This is a genomic window from Bradyrhizobium sp. 187 (assembly GCF_023101005.1).
In the GTDB taxonomy this organism is placed as follows: Bacteria; Pseudomonadota; Alphaproteobacteria; order Rhizobiales; family Xanthobacteraceae; genus Bradyrhizobium; species Bradyrhizobium canariense_D.
On sequence record NZ_CP064693.1, the window covers coordinates 4,799,993 to 4,819,928 of the forward strand.

The 19,936-nt window shown below is 64.6% G+C and carries 16 protein-coding genes and 1 tRNA gene; 12 read left to right on the forward strand and 5 right to left on the reverse strand.

The annotated features are described in order from the left end of the window. Nucleotides 1–5 precede the first annotated feature (5 nt). Together IVB19_RS23215 and IVB19_RS23220 are read right to left on the reverse strand one after the other, a co-directional pair. Nucleotides 6–761, reverse strand: coding sequence for an alpha/beta fold hydrolase (locus tag IVB19_RS23215; RefSeq protein WP_026232923.1), 756 nt, complete (start codon nt 759–761; stop codon nt 6–8). Nucleotides 762–795: 34 nt separating this feature from the next. Beyond that, nucleotides 796–1,932, reverse strand: coding sequence for a hypothetical protein (locus IVB19_RS23220; RefSeq protein WP_247377279.1), 1,137 nt, complete (start codon nt 1,930–1,932; stop codon nt 796–798). Between the two features lie 303 nt (nt 1,933–2,235). Here IVB19_RS23220 and IVB19_RS23225 point away from each other — a divergent pair, with 303 nt between their 5' ends. Continuing rightward, nucleotides 2,236–2,481, forward strand: a complete 246-nt coding sequence (locus IVB19_RS23225; RefSeq protein WP_007602543.1) for a zinc-finger domain-containing protein — start codon at nt 2,236–2,238, stop codon at nt 2,479–2,481. A 19-nt stretch (nt 2,482–2,500) separates the two neighbouring features. Then, a complete protein-coding gene (locus IVB19_RS23230) occupies nt 2,501–3,703 on the forward strand; it encodes an FAD-dependent monooxygenase (RefSeq protein WP_247371630.1) in 1,203 nt (400 codons plus the stop codon). Nucleotides 3,704–3,728: 25 nt separating this feature from the next. Here the strand turns inward: IVB19_RS23230 and IVB19_RS23235 are convergent, their stop codons facing one another. Further along, on the reverse strand, nt 3,729–4,160 hold the full coding sequence (locus tag IVB19_RS23235) for a twin-arginine translocation pathway signal (RefSeq protein ID WP_085351108.1): 432 nt from the start codon (nt 4,158–4,160) through the stop codon (nt 3,729–3,731). A gap of 172 nt (nt 4,161–4,332) precedes the next feature. On the opposite strand from IVB19_RS23235, the gene IVB19_RS23240 reads away from it, so the two are divergent. After that, nucleotides 4,333–4,421: transfer RNA gene (locus IVB19_RS23240), tRNA-Leu, on the forward strand. 160 nt (nt 4,422–4,581) lie between these two features. After that, entirely contained in the window at nt 4,582–5,832 is a 1,251-nt protein-coding gene (locus tag IVB19_RS23245; RefSeq protein WP_247819891.1) for a multidrug effflux MFS transporter, read from the forward strand. 204 nt (nt 5,833–6,036) lie between these two features. Here IVB19_RS23245 and IVB19_RS23250 read toward each other — a convergent pair whose 3' ends face one another. Together IVB19_RS23250 and IVB19_RS23255 are read right to left on the reverse strand one after the other, a co-directional pair. Next, nucleotides 6,037–7,632 carry a glycosyltransferase family 39 protein gene (locus tag IVB19_RS23250; protein ID WP_346283627.1) on the reverse strand — a complete coding sequence of 532 codons (1,596 nt, stop codon included), beginning with the start codon at nt 7,630–7,632 and terminating at the stop codon, nt 6,037–6,039. Nucleotides 7,633–7,872: 240 nt separating this feature from the next. Further along, nucleotides 7,873–9,480, reverse strand: a complete 1,608-nt coding sequence (locus IVB19_RS23255) for an ABC transporter substrate-binding protein (RefSeq protein WP_231190580.1) — start codon at nt 9,478–9,480, stop codon at nt 7,873–7,875. A 280-nt stretch (nt 9,481–9,760) separates the two neighbouring features. On the opposite strand from IVB19_RS23255, the gene IVB19_RS23260 reads away from it, so the two are divergent. From IVB19_RS23260 to IVB19_RS23295, 8 genes are all read left to right on the forward strand, one after another. Further along, entirely contained in the window at nt 9,761–10,891 is a 1,131-nt protein-coding gene (locus tag IVB19_RS23260; RefSeq protein WP_085361718.1) for a M20/M25/M40 family metallo-hydrolase, read from the forward strand. A 168-nt stretch (nt 10,892–11,059) separates the two neighbouring features. Next, complete coding sequence (locus IVB19_RS23265) at nt 11,060–12,001, forward strand: ABC transporter permease (RefSeq protein WP_007602533.1); 942 nt, start codon at nt 11,060–11,062, stop codon at nt 11,999–12,001. Between the two features lie 20 nt (nt 12,002–12,021). Then, complete coding sequence (locus IVB19_RS23270; protein ID WP_085351104.1) at nt 12,022–12,909, forward strand: ABC transporter permease; 888 nt, start codon at nt 12,022–12,024, stop codon at nt 12,907–12,909. A 14-nt stretch (nt 12,910–12,923) separates the two neighbouring features. Further along, the gene (locus IVB19_RS23275; RefSeq protein ID WP_247299806.1) at nt 12,924–14,573 is read left to right on the forward strand and encodes an ABC transporter ATP-binding protein; all 1,650 of its coding nucleotides are present in this window, start codon (nt 12,924–12,926) and stop codon (nt 14,571–14,573) included. 212 nt (nt 14,574–14,785) lie between these two features. Further along, on the forward strand, nt 14,786–16,291 hold the full coding sequence (locus IVB19_RS23280) for a M81 family metallopeptidase (RefSeq protein ID WP_247299781.1): 1,506 nt from the start codon (nt 14,786–14,788) through the stop codon (nt 16,289–16,291). Between the two features lie 13 nt (nt 16,292–16,304). Then, nucleotides 16,305–17,477 carry a M20 aminoacylase family protein gene (locus tag IVB19_RS23285; protein WP_085351102.1) on the forward strand — a complete coding sequence of 391 codons (1,173 nt, stop codon included), beginning with the start codon at nt 16,305–16,307 and terminating at the stop codon, nt 17,475–17,477. Further along, nucleotides 17,470–18,891: an amidase gene (locus IVB19_RS23290; protein WP_204511611.1), complete on the forward strand. Its 1,422-nt coding sequence runs from the start codon at nt 17,470–17,472 to the stop codon at nt 18,889–18,891. Before IVB19_RS23285 ends, IVB19_RS23290 begins: the two co-directional genes overlap by 8 nt. Before the next feature lie 150 nt (nt 18,892–19,041). After that, nucleotides 19,042–19,932: a crotonase/enoyl-CoA hydratase family protein gene (locus IVB19_RS23295; RefSeq protein ID WP_085351100.1), complete on the forward strand. Its 891-nt coding sequence runs from the start codon at nt 19,042–19,044 to the stop codon at nt 19,930–19,932. The last annotated feature ends 4 nt before the right edge of the window (nt 19,933–19,936 follow it).

The window sequence follows — 19,936 nt, forward strand, 5'->3', positions numbered from 1 at the left end:
TCGCCTCAGGCGCGGCGTGAGAGGAAATCGAGCACGCCAGTCTTGTAGACCTTGTCGCCGACTGCGCGCATGTGATCGCGACCGGGAATATCGAGCACTTCCGAACCCGGGATGATGGCACCGAGTGCGCTGGCCGAACCCGCGACGTCGTCGGTGCTGCCGACCGCGATCAGCACGGGCACGTCGATGCGCGCGGCTTCGTCCTTCGTCATGAGATCGCGCGTGCCGCGCAGGCAGGCGGCCAGCGCCTTGCGGTCGGAACGGGTTTGGTCTGCAAAAGCACGAAACGTGCGTCCGACGGGATCGGAGACGTCGTCGAGCGAGGGCGCTTCCAGCGCCTTCGCGACGTTCTCGCCGGGCCCGGTGCCCTCGATCAGGCCGCCGATGCCGATGCCGCCAAGGATTGCCGAACGCAGGCGCTGCGGCTCGTTGAGGGAGAGCCAGGCCGTCATCCGTCCGCCCATCGAATAGCCCATGAGATCGGCCTGCGGGATGGCGAGGTGATCCATCAGCGCGAGCACGTCGGCGGCCATGGTCGGGATGGAGTACTGCGCGGGCTCGTAGAGCTTTGCGCTTTCGCCATGGCCGCGATTGTCGAGCGCAATGACACGGCGGCCGTTCTTGCGCAGCTCCGAGACCCAGGTCGGATAGACCCAGTTCACGTTCTTGCTGGAGGCAAAGCCGTGCACCAGGATGATCGGATCGCCCTCGCCTTCGTCGAGATAGGCAATTTCAACGGCGCCGTTGTGAAAGCTCGGCATCATCAGTTCCGCAATCTTGAGGGGAAGAGGTATCTTAGGCCGTGACGGCAGGGCTTGCCAGAACGGCTTCGGCGGCGATCCGCGCCTGGCGAAGTCGCCGCGCCCGTCTGCGATCGCACCAGGCCTGGGTCAGGCGCTCCGTCGTCGCCTTGATCGAGAACAACAGGCCGAGCAGCGTCAACGCCGCACCGAACAGCCAGAGTGCAAGATTGAACGCCCCGCCGATCAGCAGCAGCGCGCCGCGGCCGAGCAGCTTCAGAATCGCGCGCGTCTTGCCGCCCTGCGCTTCCGCGAGCCGCGCCGCGCGTGCGACGTCCTTGGGACCTTCAGCGATGCGCAAGCTATCCGTCGCGCCGCGCGTGCCGGTCTTCTCGACCACGCGCGTGACATCCTTGCCGAGCCGAACCAGCGCGCCGGCCTTCTCGGCGCGGAACGCGGCCTTGATCGCGCTCAAGGTCTGGCCCGGCCGCAGCACCGAGCCGGAGGCAACCGCGTTCTGGAGCATCGGCGTATCGACGACCTCGCGCGCGGACCGGCCGGCCCATGCCGCTAGTCCCTCGCCGAGCCGGCCGACCTTGCGCGCGTCCTTCACCAGCGTCAGCCCGGCGCGAACCGGCGCGGCACCGCCGACGGAGACGTAGGTCACGGCCGTGACCGCGAGACCCGCGGCCGCAAGGCCCAGCACCAGGCGGTCGGTCTCCTCGCCCATGGCGAGGTGCTTGCCCTCGCGGACGACGTCCCTGATGTCGCCGATGACGAAGAGATCGCCGGCCACGGTTCCCGACAAGCTCGCAACATCATCCGCGTTGCCGGTAACGAGACCGGCGGCAAACCGTTTTGCGAAATGCGAGGTGGAGTTTTCGGCTTTGACCGCGTCACCGACACGGCTCGGGAGGTCGTCAGGCAGCGCGATGTTGCGGTCGCGCGCCAGTGCGACAAAACTGTCGGCAAGATCGGCATCGCCCGATGCGAGCGCGACCTCGATGTTGTCTTGAATCAGGCGGTCGTTGTGCCGCAGCAGCGCGTCGAGCTTGATCTCTGAGAGCGCGGCGGGATCGTCCTGGGCGGCCAGAATCGCCCCGGCCTCGCGGGCGTGCGGTGCTACCTGCGCGAGCATGAAGCCGCATGCCGCGATACCGGTCAACGCTGTGCTGATTCGCAACCACTTCATGCGGAGAGCCTGGACGGTCCTGAGATCGTTGACGCCTAACGGTTGTCTTTCGTCGCAATTACGCTCGTCCACAGACATAGTATGCCAAAATTGCGACACAACGTCCCCGACGAAAGAAGGGCTTCTCTCAGGCCGCAAGATTGTGTCGAATTTGCATGAGCAAATGAGCATGGGGCATTGCGGAGCTTTCGGTTCCGCTGGACTAGCAATCATCTCCACCCACCAGTATGGTCCGCGGCGCCTTAATAATGCCGCGGCAGTCGTGATTGTGTCTGCCGCCATTGCCACTCCAGGATGAGTACGATGTCCGACCATGTCGTCCCGCACTTCCACAACGATGCCGGTGTCCCCGTCATCGAGATCGGCTCGCAAGAGTTCATGTGCGTGGGCGCCAACCCTCCGTTCGATCATCCGCACGTCTTCCTCGACCTCGGCAACGACAACGAGATCATCTGCCCGTACTGCTCGACTCTGTACCGTTTCGCCGCCGACCTGAAGGCGGGCGAAGCCCGTCCGCCGGAATGCGTCCTGAAGGACAAGGTGGCCTGACCGCTTCCATCGGCCAGGGGTGGCGCTCTCCCGAACGATTGTCATCGCCGGTGCCGGCATCGGTGGACTGACGGCTGCGCTTGCGCTCGCGGCCCGCGGCTTCCGCATCATCGTGCTGGAAAAGGCCGAGCGGCTCGAGGAAGTCGGCGCCGGTCTGCAACTCTCCCCGAACGCCAGCCGCGTGCTAGTCGAGCTCGGCCTCACCGAGCGCCTCAAGTTGCGCGCCGTGATCCCGGAGGCAGTCTCGATCATGAGCGCGCGGGCCGGCGGTGAGCTTTTGCGCATGCCGCTGGGAGAAGCCGCCGCCGAGCGCGCCGGCGCCCCCTATTGGGTGGTGCACCGCGCCGACCTGCAATCCGCCCTCGCCGGCGCAGTTTCCGACCATCCCGATATCGACCTGAAACTCGGCGCGACCTTCGAAGACGTCGCGCCTCACGTGAAGGGGCTGACGGTGGTTCATCGCAGCGGCACGATCCGGCGCAGCGATCTCGCCAGTGCGCTGATCGGCGCCGACGGTATCTGGTCGACGGTGCGCCAGCATCTATTCCCCGAGGTGCAGCCGCGCTTCTCCGGGCTGATTGCCTGGCGCGGTACGCTCGATGCCACGCAACTGCCGAAGGACTACACAGCGCGCCGGGTCCAGCTCTGGATGGGCCCGAATGCCCATCTCGTCGCCTACCCGATCGCGGGCGGACGCCAGATCAACGTGGTCGCGGTGCTGCCGGGCACCTGGAACAGGCCGGGCTGGAGCACGCCCGGCGATCCCCGCGAAGTGCTGGACGCCTTCGCCGCGCCGCGCTGGCCGCCGCCGGCGCGCATGATGCTCGCCACAGTCGACAGCTGGCGGAAATGGGCGCTGTTCGGCGTCCCCGACGACTGCCCCTGGAGCAAAGGCCCGGTCGCGCTGCTCGGCGACGCCGTGCATGCGATGCTGCCGTTTGCGGCCCAGGGCGCCGGCATGGCGATCGAGGACGCCGCAGTGCTCGCGCAGCATTTGAGCCCTGAGATCGCCGAGACCACCGCGGGCATCACGGCAGCGCTGAGACAATACGGCCGGACGCGCCAGGCGCGCGTGCGGCGGGTGCAGCGGACCGCGCGGCAGCAGGGCCGCATCTATCATTTCAGTGGGCCGCTCGCGTTCGCGCGCGATCTTGCGGTCCGCGCCCTCGGCCCGGAACGCATGCTGGCACGGCAGGACTGGATCTACGGCTGGCGGCCCTGACGCGAGGCGCTGATGTCAGGACGTTTCAGCGCACTGCTCTTGTCGATTTCGGGCCAGGCTTGATCGGGCCAGGATTGGCTGCGGGCGCCGCGGCGGCCGGCGTCGCCTCGGGGGGCGTTTCCCGGCACTTGTTGCGGCGCCAAGCGTCATCGGCCATCTGCGCCTGCCCGCGTACTGCGATGTAGTCGTTGCGATAGGCAAGCTCCGACACCACGGCGCCGCCCGCGCCGGTCTGTGCCTTGTCCATCAGCCTCTGCAAATCGCCGGTGCGGTTGGCGATCGACTTGCGCTCGCCTTCGAGCTGCTTGCAATCGTACAATTCGTACTTGGCGGGATCGGCAAAGGCCGGAGCGACCGTCTCGCTCATGCCGGCGCAGCCGGACAGCGCGAAGTCGGCCGCGAGCAGCGCGGCGACCACGCAGCACGGGCGCAGGCGATATTGGATCAAAGCTGACATGCCGGATGAATAGTCCCCGTCGATTGAGAATGCCTAAAGCAACAACAGATGTCCGGATTGAGGCTTTGCCTTGTGCCGCCGGCTCGCCTAAGGAAGAACCACCCCTCCGGCCTGCAAATGCCAATTCCAGACCGCCGGCAAGGGACTTAAGTGGCTGATCTCGTTGGATCAAGCGGGCATGGCGGAATTGGTAGACGCAAGGGACTTAAAATCCCTCGGCGCGCAAGCGCTGTGCCGGTTCGACCCCGGCTGCCCGCACCACGAAAGCTGCGCGGAGGATCCCGCCGCGCGCGGCGGCCGCGAGCGCTGATACCTCATCAATTCCTGTCTGCTCCTGCACCGCCTGCCAGCCATCCCGAAACGTTGCTTGTGCAACGCAGCATTGAAGATAGATAAGGGCCTCAAATCAGAGGTGAGCTTCTTGTCCGACGTCAATGCCGACGACTGGGTGTCCTCGGGACACCGTCCCATGGGTTTCCCCGAATTCGTCATCGTGATCGCGTCGATCATGGCGCTGAATCCGCTTGCGATGGACATGATGCTCCCGGCACTGCCCAATATCGGGTCGGCCTTCAATATCCCCGTCGCCAACCATCTTCAGCTGGTGCTGTCGACCTTCCTGATCGGCTTTGGCGCGGGGCAGTTCGTCATGGGCCCGCTGTCGGATCGCTTTGGCCGCCGCCCGGTGCTGCTCGGCGGGATGGCGGTCTATGCGGTGGCAAGCGTGCTGGCGATTGCGGCGCCGTCGTTCGAGACGCTGCTGCTGGCACGCGCACTGCAGGGTTTCGGTACCTCGGCGACTCGCGTGATCGCGACCTCGATCGTGCGCGACTGTTACGTCGGCCGCCGCATGGCGAGCGTGATGTCGCTTGCGATGATGATCTTCATCGCCGTCCCCGTGATCGCCCCTTCGTTCGGACAGGCGGTGCTGCTGGTGACGCAATGGCGCGGCATCTTCGTCGTGCTGATGCTCTACGGGCTGCTCGCGCTTGCATGGTCCGTGCTGCGGCTTCCGGAGACCCTGCCTGAGAGCGAACGCAGGTCGCTTGCGCCGGCCGACGTGCTCACGGCCTACTGGCAGACCGTGACCCATCGCCAAACCCTCGGCTATGCGCTCGCCGCCGGTAGCGTCATGGGCGCGCTGTTCGCCTACGTATTTTTGGCTCAGCAAGTTTTTGTCGGCATCTATCACCTCGGCCATTATTTTCCGCTCGCCTTCGCCGGGATCGCGGCCGGCACCGCCATTGCCGGCTTTCTCAATGCGCGATTCGTCGGGACCCTCGGCATGCGCGTGATCTCGCACGGCGCGCTGACGCTCTACACCGCGGTGGCGGGAGTGATGCTGCTGACGGAAAGCCTCGCCGCGTTGCCGCTTCCCCTGTTCATGGTGCTCTCGGCGCTGATGATGTTCTCGTTCGGCATGATGGTCGCCAACTTCACTGCACTCGCCATGGAGCCGCAGGGCCACATCGCCGGCACGGCGTCCTCGCTCTACGGCTCGATCACCACGCTGATCGGCATCGCCGTCGGCATGGCCATCGGACAAAGCTTCGACGGCACGTTGCTGCCGTTCTCGGTCGGCTTCTTCGTGTCGTCCCTCGCCGCGCTCGCGATCGTGCTGGTGGTGGAGAGAGGACGGTTGTTCAGGCCGCCTCATCGCGCCATCGGCTGAGGAACTCCGTGGCGCTCTCGATGTTGTACTGCAACAATTTGAAAGGGCGCTTCAATGGAACCGAAACACCGTAAAGACCACGACGCTGCGGAACGGGCGGAGACGGAACGCACGCCGTCGAGCGCCGAAAAGACCGCCGTCACCGTGCCATTCGCGAGTGAAGGGCTCGAGCGGGTCCGCGACAGCCACTGCTGAGCAAGACGCCTATTCCGTTGCGCGCCTGCTGGCGCTGAAATCGTCCGCAATGCCTTCGGGTGCCGCGCCGCTTCCACGGGGCGGCACCATCAGCACAAACACTTCCCGCGTGAGACCGGGCCGGCCCCATAGCTGCGCCTGTATGATAAGTTCCCGCCTGATGAAATGCCCGGCGCGCCCGGCCACCGAGTCCATCCACCGGCTGCAGTCATCCTGATCGCGAAAACAGAGCGCGGCCCAGCCGCGCTCCAGCGTCGTCTTGTGCGGCAAGCCCCCGGGATATTGATCCTCGAACGGCCGCACGTGGTGCGGGTGGTCCGGGCTGTAGAAGGCTGTCGCGAAGGCCGGTGAATCGTCGCCGCTGACGGCGGCGAGCGGCTCGTCCGTCAGTTCGCGCCACTCGCGTGTCAATCGGCTCGCCGCCTGCGCGTAGAAATTGCGCCCCTCCTCGTAACCGTGATGGTTGCGATAGACCGCGTGGGTCGGCGCGGCGACGAGGACGGCCGTGAGCGCGACACCGGCCACGACCACGGTGAGGTTGACGGTGTAAAAGCGCTCGATTGAATAATTTGTGCCGCAGACCACGAGAATGGCGAACAGAAACAACCCTTGCAAAGCCCATAGCGACGGCAGATCGGTGCCCATCACGAGCGAGATCAGGACCGGCAGCGCAATCGTGCCGACGGCAACGTAAAAGAGGAGCCGCAGGCCCGGATTCATTGCCGCGAAATCGTCCGGAAACTGCTTCAGCCGCGTGCCGGCGATCAATACCCAGCTGACGGCTGACACACTCATGGCCGCCAACAGGCCCAAAAGGAAGTTCCTGACATCAGCAGCAGAACTCGCCGCAGTGCCGTTGGCATGGTTCAGCGCGTAGGTGAAGGTCGATGCCCCCGTGGTCGCGAGCCAATGAAGATGCGGTGACAGCGCCGCAAGCCCGACGACGACCGAAATCCAGGGCGAGGCGGAAGTGAAATAGGCGCGTCGCGCCGGATGCGCCAGCGCGGCAAACGTGAAGCTCGCGACAAGGAAGATCGAATAATATTTGCCGACCATGGCCAGTGCCGTCGTGCATCCCACGGCAACCGCCCACGACGCCGCTCGGGTCTCGAATGCGCGCAGGAAGCACCAGGTCGCCAGCGGCCAGACCGCCAGCAGCACCGCATTGGCGTTGAAGCGCTGGGCATGGAATTGATAGGCCGGCGTCAGCATCAGGATCAACAGCACCAGGACGCGCTTGTGCCCCCTCACGAATTGCCGCGCGATCCGATCGACGAAGACCAGCGCGAGCCCGGCGTTGGCCATCGCCATCAATTGCAGCGACCAGTCGGTGAGCGGAAAAATGGCGCTCCAGCTCGCGGCAACCCAGCCGGTCAATGGCGGATGCTTGGGATAGCCCCACGCGAAATGCCGCCCCAGCGTCCAGGCCTCCAGCGTATCGGGGTGCAGACCGCTGCCGGCATAGGCGACTGCCAGATAGAGCGTCCAGATCCCGACGAAGCAGGCGACGAGAAGCGGCACGGCCCAGCCCGTCTCGACGCCATCGAGCCAACGCCGGAATGGCCGGCGCCATCGTGCCGGCGCGCGATCGGACCGTTCGGCCATCGCCTGGAATGCAAAATCGATCGGCACTGGAATCAAATGGAGGGAGGAAGATGATGCGCGAGCACGACACATCTAGTTCTGGATCGAAACAAATAGCAATGACCGCAGACTGGGAACGTTGAAAGCATCCGCTTTCTCAGCCGGCGTAAGGTCAACAAAGGACCGAGACTGGCAAAAGAGCGGCGCCGCTGATGACAGCGGCGCCGCATGATGATCCGGACGAAAGGAAGGGCCTTTGCCCTACTCCGACTTGTCGACGTTCCAGAACAGCGGGGTCGCGGGACCGTCGAGCACGCCGGTCAGCGATTTGCGCCAGCCGCTCGGCAGGAGATACTGCCCCAGCGGGATGTAGATCACCTGCTCATAGGCTTCCTTCTGGATGTCAGAGGCGATCTTCTTCTGATCGTCGAGCGAGGCGGCGCGAACGAAGTCGTCCTTGAGCTTTTCGATCTTGGCGTTCTCGGCCCAACCGAACCAGCCCTTCTTGCCTTGGCCGCCGATCGAGAGATTGGCGATCGGGTTGGAGACGTCGGCCGCGACCCAGTTGGTGAAGAACATGTTCCAGCCGCCCTCTTTCGGAGGCTTCTGACTGGCGCGGCGGCTCACCACCGTCTGCCAATCGGTCGCTTGCAGGTCGACCTTGAAGCCGGCCTCGCGCAGCAACTGAGCCGCAACGATCGGCTGCGCCTTCAGCGTCGTGACATCGCCGGGGGCCATGATCACGATCGGGGTGCCGTCATAGCCGGATTCGGCGAGCGCCTTCTTGGCTTCGGCCATGCCGTTGCCCTTCACCAGGGTCTCGGCACCGGCCTCCGTCGCGAACGGCGTATCGCACACGAAGAAGGCGCCACAGACCTTCTGATATTTGGCGTTGCCGACGAGCGCGTCGAGAACGTCCTTCTGGTTTATCGCCAGAAAGGCAGCACGGCGCACTTTGACATTATCGAACGGCGGATAAAGGAAGTTCATCCGGCCGAGCGTCTGGAAACCGAACTTGTTCGAGACCTCGATCGTGATGTCCTTGTTCGCTTCCAGTAACGGGAGCATGTCGTAAGGCAGATTTTCCACGAAGTCGATGTCGCCCGACTGCAACGCGTTCACCGCGGTCTGCGAGTCCGGCATGGTGATCCACTCGACGCGGTCGACCTTCACCACCTTGCCGCCGGAGGTCCAGCTCGACGGCTCCTTGCGCGGCACGTAATCGGTGTTCTTGACATAGACCGCCTTCACGCCCGGCTGGAATTCCGACTGCACGAACTTGAAAGGACCCGAACCGATCTGCTCGGGGATTTGCTTGTCCGGCGGCGTCTCGGCCAGGCGCTTCGGCATCATGAAGGCAACGCGGGAGGACGGCTTGCCGATCGAGTCGAGCACGAGGCCGTAGGGCTCCTTCAGCTTCAGCGTGATGGTCTTGGCATCGGTCGCCTCGATGCTGGCGGTGAAGTCGAGCAGTTTCTGGCCCATGCCATCGACTGCGGCCCAGCGCTTGAGCGAGGCGACGCAGTCCTCCGCCGTCACCGGCGCACCGTCATGCCACTTCAGGCCGTCGCGCAGCGTGAAGGTGTAGGTGAGCTTGTCGTCGGAGATCTTCCAGTCCGCCATCTGCGGCTGGATCTTGAAGTTCGAATCGGGCGCCACGAGCGTGTCGTAGATCATGTAGCCATGGTCGCGCGTGATGTAGGCCGTGGTGAAGATCGGATCGATGATGCGCAGATCCGAATGCATTACCGCCGTGATGGTCTTGCCGGCCGCAAGCACCGGCGAGGCCAGTGCGGTCGAAAGCGCAACGAGCGACAGCGCAAGTTTGGAGGCGAACGCGCGAGGCCCCCGGCGCATCAACTTAAACATAAAAAGTTCTCCTGACGTGAAACTGTTCAAAGGCAGGTTATTGATTGAGCATCCGGTTCGTTCTTTAGGCGAACGAACCTCATGCAATGCCTTTATCTTTTCGAGACTTGCAGACGGTGCCGAGCGCGTCAATCCGGTTTCGCCGCAAGCCCAAGCGGCGCGCACACGGGCTCCACAAGGATCGGTTTGGCTCTACAACACTCTCCGCCTGTCCTGCCCCGCGCCGATGCAATGCGCGTTCCATGTTCCAAAGCCCAAGAGACATTGGAGAGACATTGAGATGAATCCAGCCAATCTTCCCTTCGATTCCGAAGCGATGCTCCAGGGTCTGCGCGGCTGGGTGGAATGCGAAAGCCCGACCTGGGACGCGAGCGCCGTGAACCGCATGCTCGATATCGCAGCGCGGGAGATGGCGATCATGGGTGCGACGATCGAGCGCATCGCCGGTCGCCAGGGCTTTGGCGGCGTGATCCGCGCCCGCTTTCCGCATCCGAAGCAGGGCGAACCGGGCATCCTGATCGCCGGACACATGGATACGGTCCACCCCACAGGCACCATCGAGAAGCTGAAATGGCGCCGCGAGGGTAACAAGTGCTATGGCCCCGGCATCTACGACATGAAGGGCGGCAATTATCTTTCGCTGGAAGCCATCCGACAACTGGCCCGCGCCTCGTTCACGACGCCACTGCCGATCACCGTGCTGTTCACGCCCGACGAGGAAGTCGGCACACCCTCCACGCGCGATATCATCGAGGCGGAAGCCGCGCGCAACAAATACGTGCTGGTGCCGGAGCCCGGCCGCGCCGACAACGGCGTCACCACCGGACGTTACGCCATCGCGCGCTTCAATCTCGAGGCGACCGGCCGTCCCAGCCACGCCGGCGCGACCTTGTCGGCGGGCCGCTCGGCGATTCGCGAGATGGCGCGGCAAATCCTCGCCATCGATGCGATGACGGGCGAAGACTGCACGTTTTCAGTCGGCGTCGTGCACGGGGGTCAATGGGTCAATTGCGTTGCCACGACCGCCACCGGCGAAGCGCTTTCGATGGCCAAGCGCCAGGCTGACCTCGATCGCGGCGTCGAGAGGATGCTGGCGCTCTCCGGTACAACCAATGATGTCACCTTCAAGGTGACGCGCGGCGTGACACGTCCGGTTTGGGAGCCCGATGCCGGCACCATGGCGCTGTATGAAAGGGCGCGCGGGATCGCCAAGTCGCTTGGCGCAGAACTGCCGCATGCGAGCGCCGGCGGCGGCTCCGACGGCAATTTCACGGGCGCAATGGGCATCCCGACTCTCGACGGCCTGGGCGTGCGTGGCGGCAACGGCCACACGCTCGAAGAGTATATCGAGGTTGAAAGTCTGGTCGAACGCGGCCGGCTGATGGCGGGGCTGCTCGCGACTCTGGAGTAACGGCGCGAGCCACATCGCCAAAACCGGGCCAGATCACCGAAACAAATTGACCGCACTGCAAAAACGGTGGCCCGGATGGCATGGGAATTGCTGAAATGGTAGGCTGGTGGCAGAACCCCAGGCTCCAGCCGCTGTCTCTGATTTGACTCTCATCTGACGGGATCCAACTTGCTCGGATATCTCCTTCGCCGAATTCTCGCCGCCGTGCCTGTGATGGGCGTGGTGGCGCTGTTCGTCTTCCTCCTGCTCCGCCTCACCCCGGGCGATCCCGCCGCGATTCTGGCCGGCGACAACGCCACGCCGGAGCGGCTCGAGCGCATCCGCACCTCGCTCGGCCTCAACGAGCCGCTGATCGTGCAGTTCATCACCTGGCTGAACAAGCTGCTGCATGGCGATCTCGGAACGTCACTCATCTCCAACCTTCCGGTGATGAAGATGATCGGCCAGCGGGTCGAGCCGTCGATCTCGATCGCGCTGTCGACCATCATCCTCGCCGTCATCGTCGCGGTTCCCCTAGGTGTGATCGCGGCGTGGAAGCACGGCACCTGGATCGACCGCTTCGTGATGGGCCTGTCCGTGCTCGGCTTCTCGGTGCCGGTGTTCGTGGTCGGCTACATCCTGATCGAGGTCTTCGCGATCGACCTGCGCTGGGTGCCGGTGCAGGGCTTCCGCAGCATCTCGAACGGGTTTGGGCCGTTCTTCGAGCGCATCATCCTGCCGACCTGTGCGCTGTCCTTCATCTATATCGCTTTGATCGCGCGCATGACGCGCGCGGCGATGCTCGACGTGCTCGGGGAGGACTACGTCCGCACCGCGCGGGCAAAAGGCATCAACGAAGTCGCCGTGATGATGCGGCACGCGCTGCGCAACGCGGCCGTGCCCGTGATCACGGTGATCGGCACCGGCTTTGCGCTTTTGATCTCCGGGGTCGTCGTCACCGAGAGCGTGTTCAACATCCCCGGCATCGGCCGCCTCACGGTGGATGCGGTGCTGGCGCGCGACTATCCGGTGATCCAGGCGATGATCTTGCTGACGTCGCTGATCTATGTCGTCGTCAATCTCCTGATCGACGTCGCCTACACGCTGCTCGATCCCCGGATCCGGTACTAGGGCTAAGGATAACAACAAAAATGTCGGTCGATACCCTTCCCCAGTCCTCCATCCCGATCACGTCGCCGCTGCGACCGCGCCTGGGATTCCTGACCTCGACGCCGATCATCGCGGCGGCGACCATCTGCCTGGTGTTGGTTGTGCTGATCTCGATCCTGGCGCCGTTGATCGCGCCGTATGATCCGATCCAGCTTGCGCCCTCGCAGCGGCTGAAGCCCTCTTCGGCGCAATTCCTGCTCGGCACCGACGCCTATGGCCGCGACCTGCTGTCGCGCGTGATGTATGGCGGACGCATTTCGCTTCTGATCGGCATCGGCTCGGCGATCATGTCGATCGTCATTGGGTTGGCGATCGGCCTCGTCTCCGGCTTCTTCAAGCTGGTCGATTCCGTCATGATGCGGATCATGGACGGCCTGATGGCAATGCCGAGCATCCTGCTGGCAATCGCCGTGGTGTCGCTGTCCGGCGCCAGCCTCTGGACGGTGCTGATCGCGATCACGATCCCCGAAGTTCCGCGCGTGGCACGCCTGGTGCGTTCGGTCGTGCTGTCGGCGCGCGAAGAGCCCTATGTTGAAGCGGCGATCTCGGTCGGCACATCCCTGCCAAAGATCATGTGGCGGCATTTGATGCCGAACACGATCGCACCTCTGATCGTGCAGGGCAGTTACGTCTGCGCGTCCGCGATCCTTACTGAGGCCATCCTCTCCTTCCTCGGCGCCGGCATCTCGCCGGAAACGCCGACCTGGGGCAACATCATGGCCGAGGGCCGTCAGTACTTCCAGCTCAAGCCGACGCTGATCTTCTGGCCGGGCCTGCTGCTCTCGATCGCCATCCTCAGCATCAATTTGATCGGCGACGCCGCCCGCGATGCACTCGATCCGCGCATGAAGCAGCGGGAAGGCAAATGATGACCGATCAAGTGATGACCAGCCCCATCCTCGACATCAACAACCTCGTCGTGTCCGTCGGCAAGAAGCCGAATGCTGCAAACATCCTCGACGGCATCTCGATCCAGGTGCACGAGCGCGAGACGCTGTGCCTTGTCGGCGAAAGCGGCTCAGGCAAGTCGGTGACCTCCCTGACCACGATGGGTCTGCTGCCGAAGGGCACGCTCGTTCCCACCGGCGGCAGCGTCAAGCTGGTCGGCGAGGAGATTCTCACCGCGACCGACCGCCGCCTGCGGCAGCTCCGCGCGACCCGAATGGCGATGATCTTCCAGGAGCCGATGACGGCACTCAATCCGGTGATGCCGGTCGGCCGTCAGATCGACGAAGTCCTGCGCGCGCACACCAAACTCGACGCGAAGGCGCGCAAGAAGCGTATCCTCGACATGATGGAGCAGGTGCGCCTGCCCCAGGTCGAGCGTATCTTTGCCTCCTACCCTCACCGACTCTCCGGCGGTCAGCGCCAGCGCATCATGATCGCGATGGCGCTCGTGCTCGAACCGAAGCTGCTCATTGCGGACGAACCGACCACCGCACTCGACGTCACCACGCAGAAGCAGATCTTGACCCTGATCCGCGACCTCCAGCGCGATCACGGAACCGCCGTGCTGTTCATCACCCACGACATGGGCGTGGTCGCCGAGATCGCCGACCGCGTCGCCGTGATGCGGCAGGGCCGACTGGTCGAGACCGGAACGCTGGATTCCATCCTGCGCAATCCGACCATGGAGTACACCCGCAACCTGCTTTCCGCAGTGCCGAGCCTGGTGCCGCGCGCGGCACGGCTTGAGACCAAGGAACCGGTGGTGCTGGAAGCCAACGAGCTTGGGAAGGTCTACCGCGAGCGCGCGTTCTTCGGTAAAGGCCGCGAAGTCGTCGCTGCCGACAAGGTCACGCTGACGCTGCGCAAGGGCCGCACGCTCGGCATCGTCGGCGAGAGCGGCTCAGGCAAATCGACCGTGGCGCGCTGCATCGTCCGCCTGATCGACCCGACTTCGGGCGGCGTGCGCCTCTCCGGCCGCGAGATCTCGGACATTTCGCGGCGGCTGTTGCAGCCGCATCGGAAGAAGATCCAGATCGTATTCCAGGACCCCTACCGCTCGCTCAACCCGCGCGTCACCGTCGGCGAAAGCATCGCGGAAGGCCCGATCAATTACGGCGTGTCGCATGCCGACGCAACGAAGCGTGCGCGCGAATTGCTCGAGCTGGTCGGCCTGCCCGCCGATGCGGTCGCGCGCTATCCGCACCAGTTCTCCGGCGGCCAGCGTCAGCGCATTGCGATCGCCCGCGCGCTCGCACTCGATCCCGACGTGCTGGTCGCGGACGAGGCGGTCTCCGCCCTCGACGTCTCCGTGCAGGCGCAGGTGCTGGAACTGTTCGACGAGATCCAGCAGCGGCTCGGCATCGCCATCCTGTTCATCACTCACGATCTACGCGTCGCAGCACAGATCTGCGACGAGGTCATGGTGATGCAACACGGCCGCGTCGTCGAGCAGGGTCCGGCCGCCGAAGTGCTGACGCATCCGAAGGAGGCGTACACCAGAGCCTTGCTCGAGGCAGCGCCAGGCCGCGGCTGGGATTTTGCGAACTTCCGGCCGGTGGCCGAGGGCGCGGCGGCCAGCGCCTAGTCTCTCGCCTCGTCATTGCGAGCGCAGCGAAGCAATCCAGACTGTCCCCGCGGAGGGATTCTGGATTGCTCCGCTTCGCTCGCAATGACGGTGGTTGCGACAAGCATTCCCAAAACGGCTTGACGCCATGCGCGGCGCGATTGCTTCCCGGCTTGCTCTCGCCGCAAGCACAGGGCTAACGTCGCGCACTTTCAATTGCTGGACTTGAGTTGATGACACGTATCGCCGTCGGCGGCTTCCTGCACGAGACCAACACCTTCGCTCCGACGAAGGCGACGTTCGCGGACTTCCAGCACGGCGGCGGCTGGCCGGCGATGACGCAAGGTCCCGACGTGCTGAAGGTGATGCGCCGCATCAATGTCGGCCTCGCCGGTTTCGTCGACAGCGCCGAGGCCCACGGCTGGGAACTCATTCCAACGATTGCCTGCGGCGCGAGCCCTTCGGCGCATGTCACCAAGGACGCCTTCGAGCGCATCGTGAAGGTCATGGTCGATGGCATTGCAGCCGCCGGCCCGATCGACGCCGTCTATCTCGATCTGCACGGCGCGATGGTCACGGAACATCTCGACGACGGCGAAGGCGAGATTCTCGCGCGCGTGCGCCGCGTCATCGGCAAGGACATTCCGCTGGTCACCAGCCTCGATCTCCACGCCAACGTCACCCCCGAAATGATTGAGCATGCGGACGCGCTGATCGCCTACCGCACCTATCCCCATGTCGACATGGCCGAGACCGGCCGCGCCTGCGCGCAACATCTCGCATTGCTTCTGAAGACACAGCGGCGTTTCGCAAAGGCCTTCCGGCAATTGCCGTTTCTGATTCCGATCAGCTGGCAGTGCACCAACGACCAGCCGACCAAACGCATCTACGAAAAGCTTGCCGCGCTGGAGAGCGACGCGGTTCCGACGCTGTCCTTTGCCCCCGGCTTCCCCGCCGCCGATTTCCGCGATTGCGGGCCGAGCGTGTTCGCCTATGGCAAGACGCAAGCCGATGCCGACCGCGCGGCGGATGCGATCGTGAAGCTGATCGAAAGCCACGAGGACGATTTCGACGGCAAGATCTGGTCACCTGATGACGGCGTACGCCACGCGATGGAACTCTCGAAGGGCGCCAGCAAGCCGATCATCATCGCCGACACCCAGGACAATCCCGGCGCCGGCGGCGATTCCGACACCACCGGCATGCTACGCGCGCTGGTCCGCAACAAGGCCAGCGCCGCGACCGGCGCGATCTACGATCCGGAATCGGCCAAGGCCGCGCATGCAGCCGGCGCCGGTGCCACCGTGACGCTGTCGCTCGGCGGCAAGTCCGGCATTCCCGGCGACGAGCCCTATCGTGCGACCTTCGTCGTCGAAAAACTTTCGGACGGCCGCTTCATCGCGCCCGGTCCCTACTACGGCGGCCGCGAGATGGAGATGGGCCCGTCGGCCTGCCTTCGCATCGGCGATGTCCGGGTCGTCGTATCCTCGCATAAGGCGCAGCTCGCCGATCAGGCAATGTACCGCTATGTCGGCATCGAGCCGACCGAAGAGAAGATTTTGGTCAACAAGAGCTCGGTGCACTTCCGCGCCGATTTCGAGCCGATCGCAGAAAAGCTGATGATCTGCGCCGCCCCCGGCGCGATGCCCGCGGACACAGCCACGCTGCCATGGACGCGCCTGCGGCCGGGCATCCGCATCAAGCCGAACGGCCCGATTTTCACTCCCTCCTCACGCTAACTGGACAGAACACATGCCCACGATCGACCGCATCGACGGCTATGCCGACGAACTCACTGCTATCAGGCGCGACCTTCACGCCCATCCGGAAATCGGCTTCGAGGAAGTGCGCACCTCCGGAATCGTCGCGGACAAGCTGAAGAGCTGGGGCATCGAGGTGCATCGCGGTCTCGGCGGCACCGGCGTGATCGGAGTCATCAAGGGCAAGGGTTCGAGCGGCAAGCGTATCGGGCTTCGCGCCGACATGGACGCGCTGCCGATGGAGGAGAACACCAATCTGAAATGGAGCTCGAAAATCCCCGGCCGCTTCCACGGCTGTGGCCATGACGGCCACACCACCATGCTGCTCGGCACCGCGCGCTACCTCGCCGAAACCAGGAACTTCGACGGCACCGTGCACCTGATCTTCCAGCCGGCCGAGGAAGGTCTCGGCGGCGCCCGCGCGATGATCAAGGACGGGCTGTTCGAGAAATTTCCCTGCGACGAACTCTACGGCCTGCACAACGCGCCCGACCTCAACCACGGCGAGATCGCGATCCTGCCCGGCCCCGCGATGGCCAGCGCCGACTTCTTCGACCTCCGCATCACTGGCTACGGCGCGCACGGTGCGATGCCCGAACGCTCCAAGGACGCGGTGATCATCGCGACCACGCTGGCGCAGGCGATCCAGACCATCGTCAGCCGCAACGTCGAGCCGCTGCAGGCCGCCGTCGTCTCGATCACGCAGATTCACGCCGGTTCGGCGTACAACGTCATCCCCGGCGAAGCGCATCTTTGCGGCACCATCCGCACTTTCTCGAAAGAAGTCCGCATCCTGATCAGCGAACGCATTCGCACGATCTGCGCCGGCATTGCGAGCGCCTATCAGTGCGTGATCGACGTCGACATCCGCGACACCTTCGATGTGCTGGTCAACCAGGTCGAGCAGTCCAAGGTGGTCGAGGAGGTCGCGCGCACCATCGTCGACCCCGCCAACGTGATCACCCGCGCCCAGCCGAAGATGGGCAGCGAGGATTTCGCCGACATGCTTCAAACCATTCCCGGCGCCTATTTCTGGGTCGGCCACGACGGCTCGGTGCCCGTGCACAATCCCGGCTTCGTGCTCGACGACAAGATCCTGCCGATCGGTGCCAGCATGTTCGCCCGGATCATCGAGACCCGGATGCCGGTGGGTGCCCATGCATAAAAAGGGTGTCGAAGAGGAAGTCACCTCGCTGCACGATCTCTCTGCGGTCGATCTGATCGCGGGCTATCGCGCCAAGCAGTTCTCGCCGAGCGAGGTGCTGGAAGACGTGCTCGCGCACGTCGCCGCGTGGGAGCCGCACCTCAAGGCGCTTTATGCATTCGATCCCGACGGCGCGCGCGAGACCGCGAAGGCCTCGACCGCGCGCTGGTCCGGGGGCGAGCCGTCCGGAGCGCTCGACGGCGTGCCGGTGACGGTGAAGGACAACATCGCGACCAAAGGCGTGCCGGTGCCGCTGGGCGCGGCCAGCGTCAAGCTCGTGCCGGCCGAGAAGGACGCACCGCCCGCCGCGCGCCTGCGCGAAGCCGGCGCGATCATCTTTGCCAAGACCACCATGCCCGATTACGGTATGCTGTCCTCGGGGCTGTCCTCCTTCCACGCGCTCGCCCGCAATCCCTGGGACCTCTCCAAGAACCCCGGCGGCTCCAGCGCCGGCGCGGGCGCCGCTGCGGCGGCTGGCTATGGTCCGCTGCATCTCGGCACCGATATCGGCGGCTCGGTCCGCCTGCCCGCGGGCTGGTGCGGCCTCGTCGGATTGAAGCCGAGCTTTGGCCGCGTGCCGATCGATCCCACCTATGTCGGCCGCGTCGCCGGCCCCATGACCCGCACCGTTGACGATTGCGCGCTGATGATGAGCGTGATCGCAAAACCCGACCGGCGCGACGGCATGAGCCTTCCAGCGGAGCCCCTCAACTGGAAGGGGCCGGAGAAATCCCCGCGCAAACTGCGCATCGGATTGATGCTCGATCCCGGCGTTGGCCTGGCGCTGGAGAAACCGGGGCGCGAGGTCGCGGTAAAGGCGGCGAAAGCGTTCGAATCCGCAGGCGCCGTCGTCACCGAGGTCGACGGCATCCTCACGCGCGAGATGCTCGACGGGCTCGACAGCTTCTGGCGCGCACGGATGTGGGACGATCTGTCCAAGCTGACGCCCGCCGAACAGGCAAAGGTGCTGCCCTACATTTTCAAGTGGGGCGAGTCCGGCGCGAAGCTCTCGGGCGTCGACGTCATCAGGGGCTTCAACCAGACCATGGCAATCCGCGCTGCGGCATCAAAGCTGTTCTGCGAGCTCGACTATGTGATCTCGCCGACCGCGCCGAACGTGAATTATCCGGCGGAGTGGGCCTCGCCGACCAACGATCCCATGAAGCCGTTCGAACACATTGCCTATACCGTGCCATGGAATATGTCGGAGAATCCGGCGATCTCCATCAACGGCGGCTTCGACGCCAAGGGTTTTCCCATCGGCGTGCAGATCGTCGGCCGCCGCTTCGACGATATCGGCGTGCTTGGCATGGCCAAGGCTTTCGAGAGCCTGCGCGGGCCGCAGAAGCCCTGGCCGAGCCCGCCGGCGAATTAGATACACTCCGTCATGGCCGGGCTTGTTGTTTAGACTGGCCATCCGCGTTCTCTTACTGGCCGCCACATGCCCAGTCCGCGCAAGACGGACGCTGGCGGCTATGCATGACGTCTCTTCGAGACAGAATTCAGGACAGGGAAGGAAACCACCATGGCGTATGAGACGATCAAATACGAGGTCGCCGAGCAGATCCTCACCATCACGCTGAACCGGCCCGACAAGCTCAACGCCTTCAACGCGCAGATGCAAGGAGAGCTGATCGACGCGTTCGACGCCGCCGACAAGGACGACGACGTCCGCGCCATCATCGTCACAGGCGCCGGTCGCGGGTTTTGCGCGGGCGCAGATCTTTCGTCGGGCGCGGACACCTTTGATCGCGACGCGCGTCGCGGACCGGTGAAGCGCTTCGCCGACGGCAAGGTCGACTACAGTGATTCCCAGGTGCGCGACGGCGGTGGCCAGGTGACACTGCGCATCTTCAAATGCCTGAAACCGGTGATTGCCGCGGTCAACGGTCCCGCGGTCGGCATCGGTGTTACCATGCAGCTCGCGATGGACATCCGCATCGCCTCCGATGCGGCGCGCTTCGGCTTCGTGTTCTCCCAGCGCGGCATCGTGCCGGAGGCGGCCTCGAGCTGGTTCCTGCCGCGCATCGTCGGCATCTCGCAGGCGCTGGAATGGTGCTATTCGGGCCGCGTCTTCCCGGCGCAGGAAGCCCTCGCAGGACGTCTCGTCAGCAAGGTCGTGGCCCCCGATGATCTGCTGCCGACCGCCCGCGCGCTCGCCAAGGAATTCGCGGCCAAGACCGCGCCGGTATCGGTGGCGCTGATCCGGCAGATGATGTGGCGCATGATGGGCGCTGACGACCCGATGGAAGCCCACAAGGTCGACAGCCGTGGCATCTACGCCCGCGGCCGCTCCGACGACGTGAAGGAAGGCGTGGTGTCGTTCCTGGAAAAGCGCCCCGCGCAGTTCAAGAACAAGGTATCGAGCGACATGCCGGATTATTTCCCGTGGTGGACTGAGCGGGAGTACAAGTGACCTT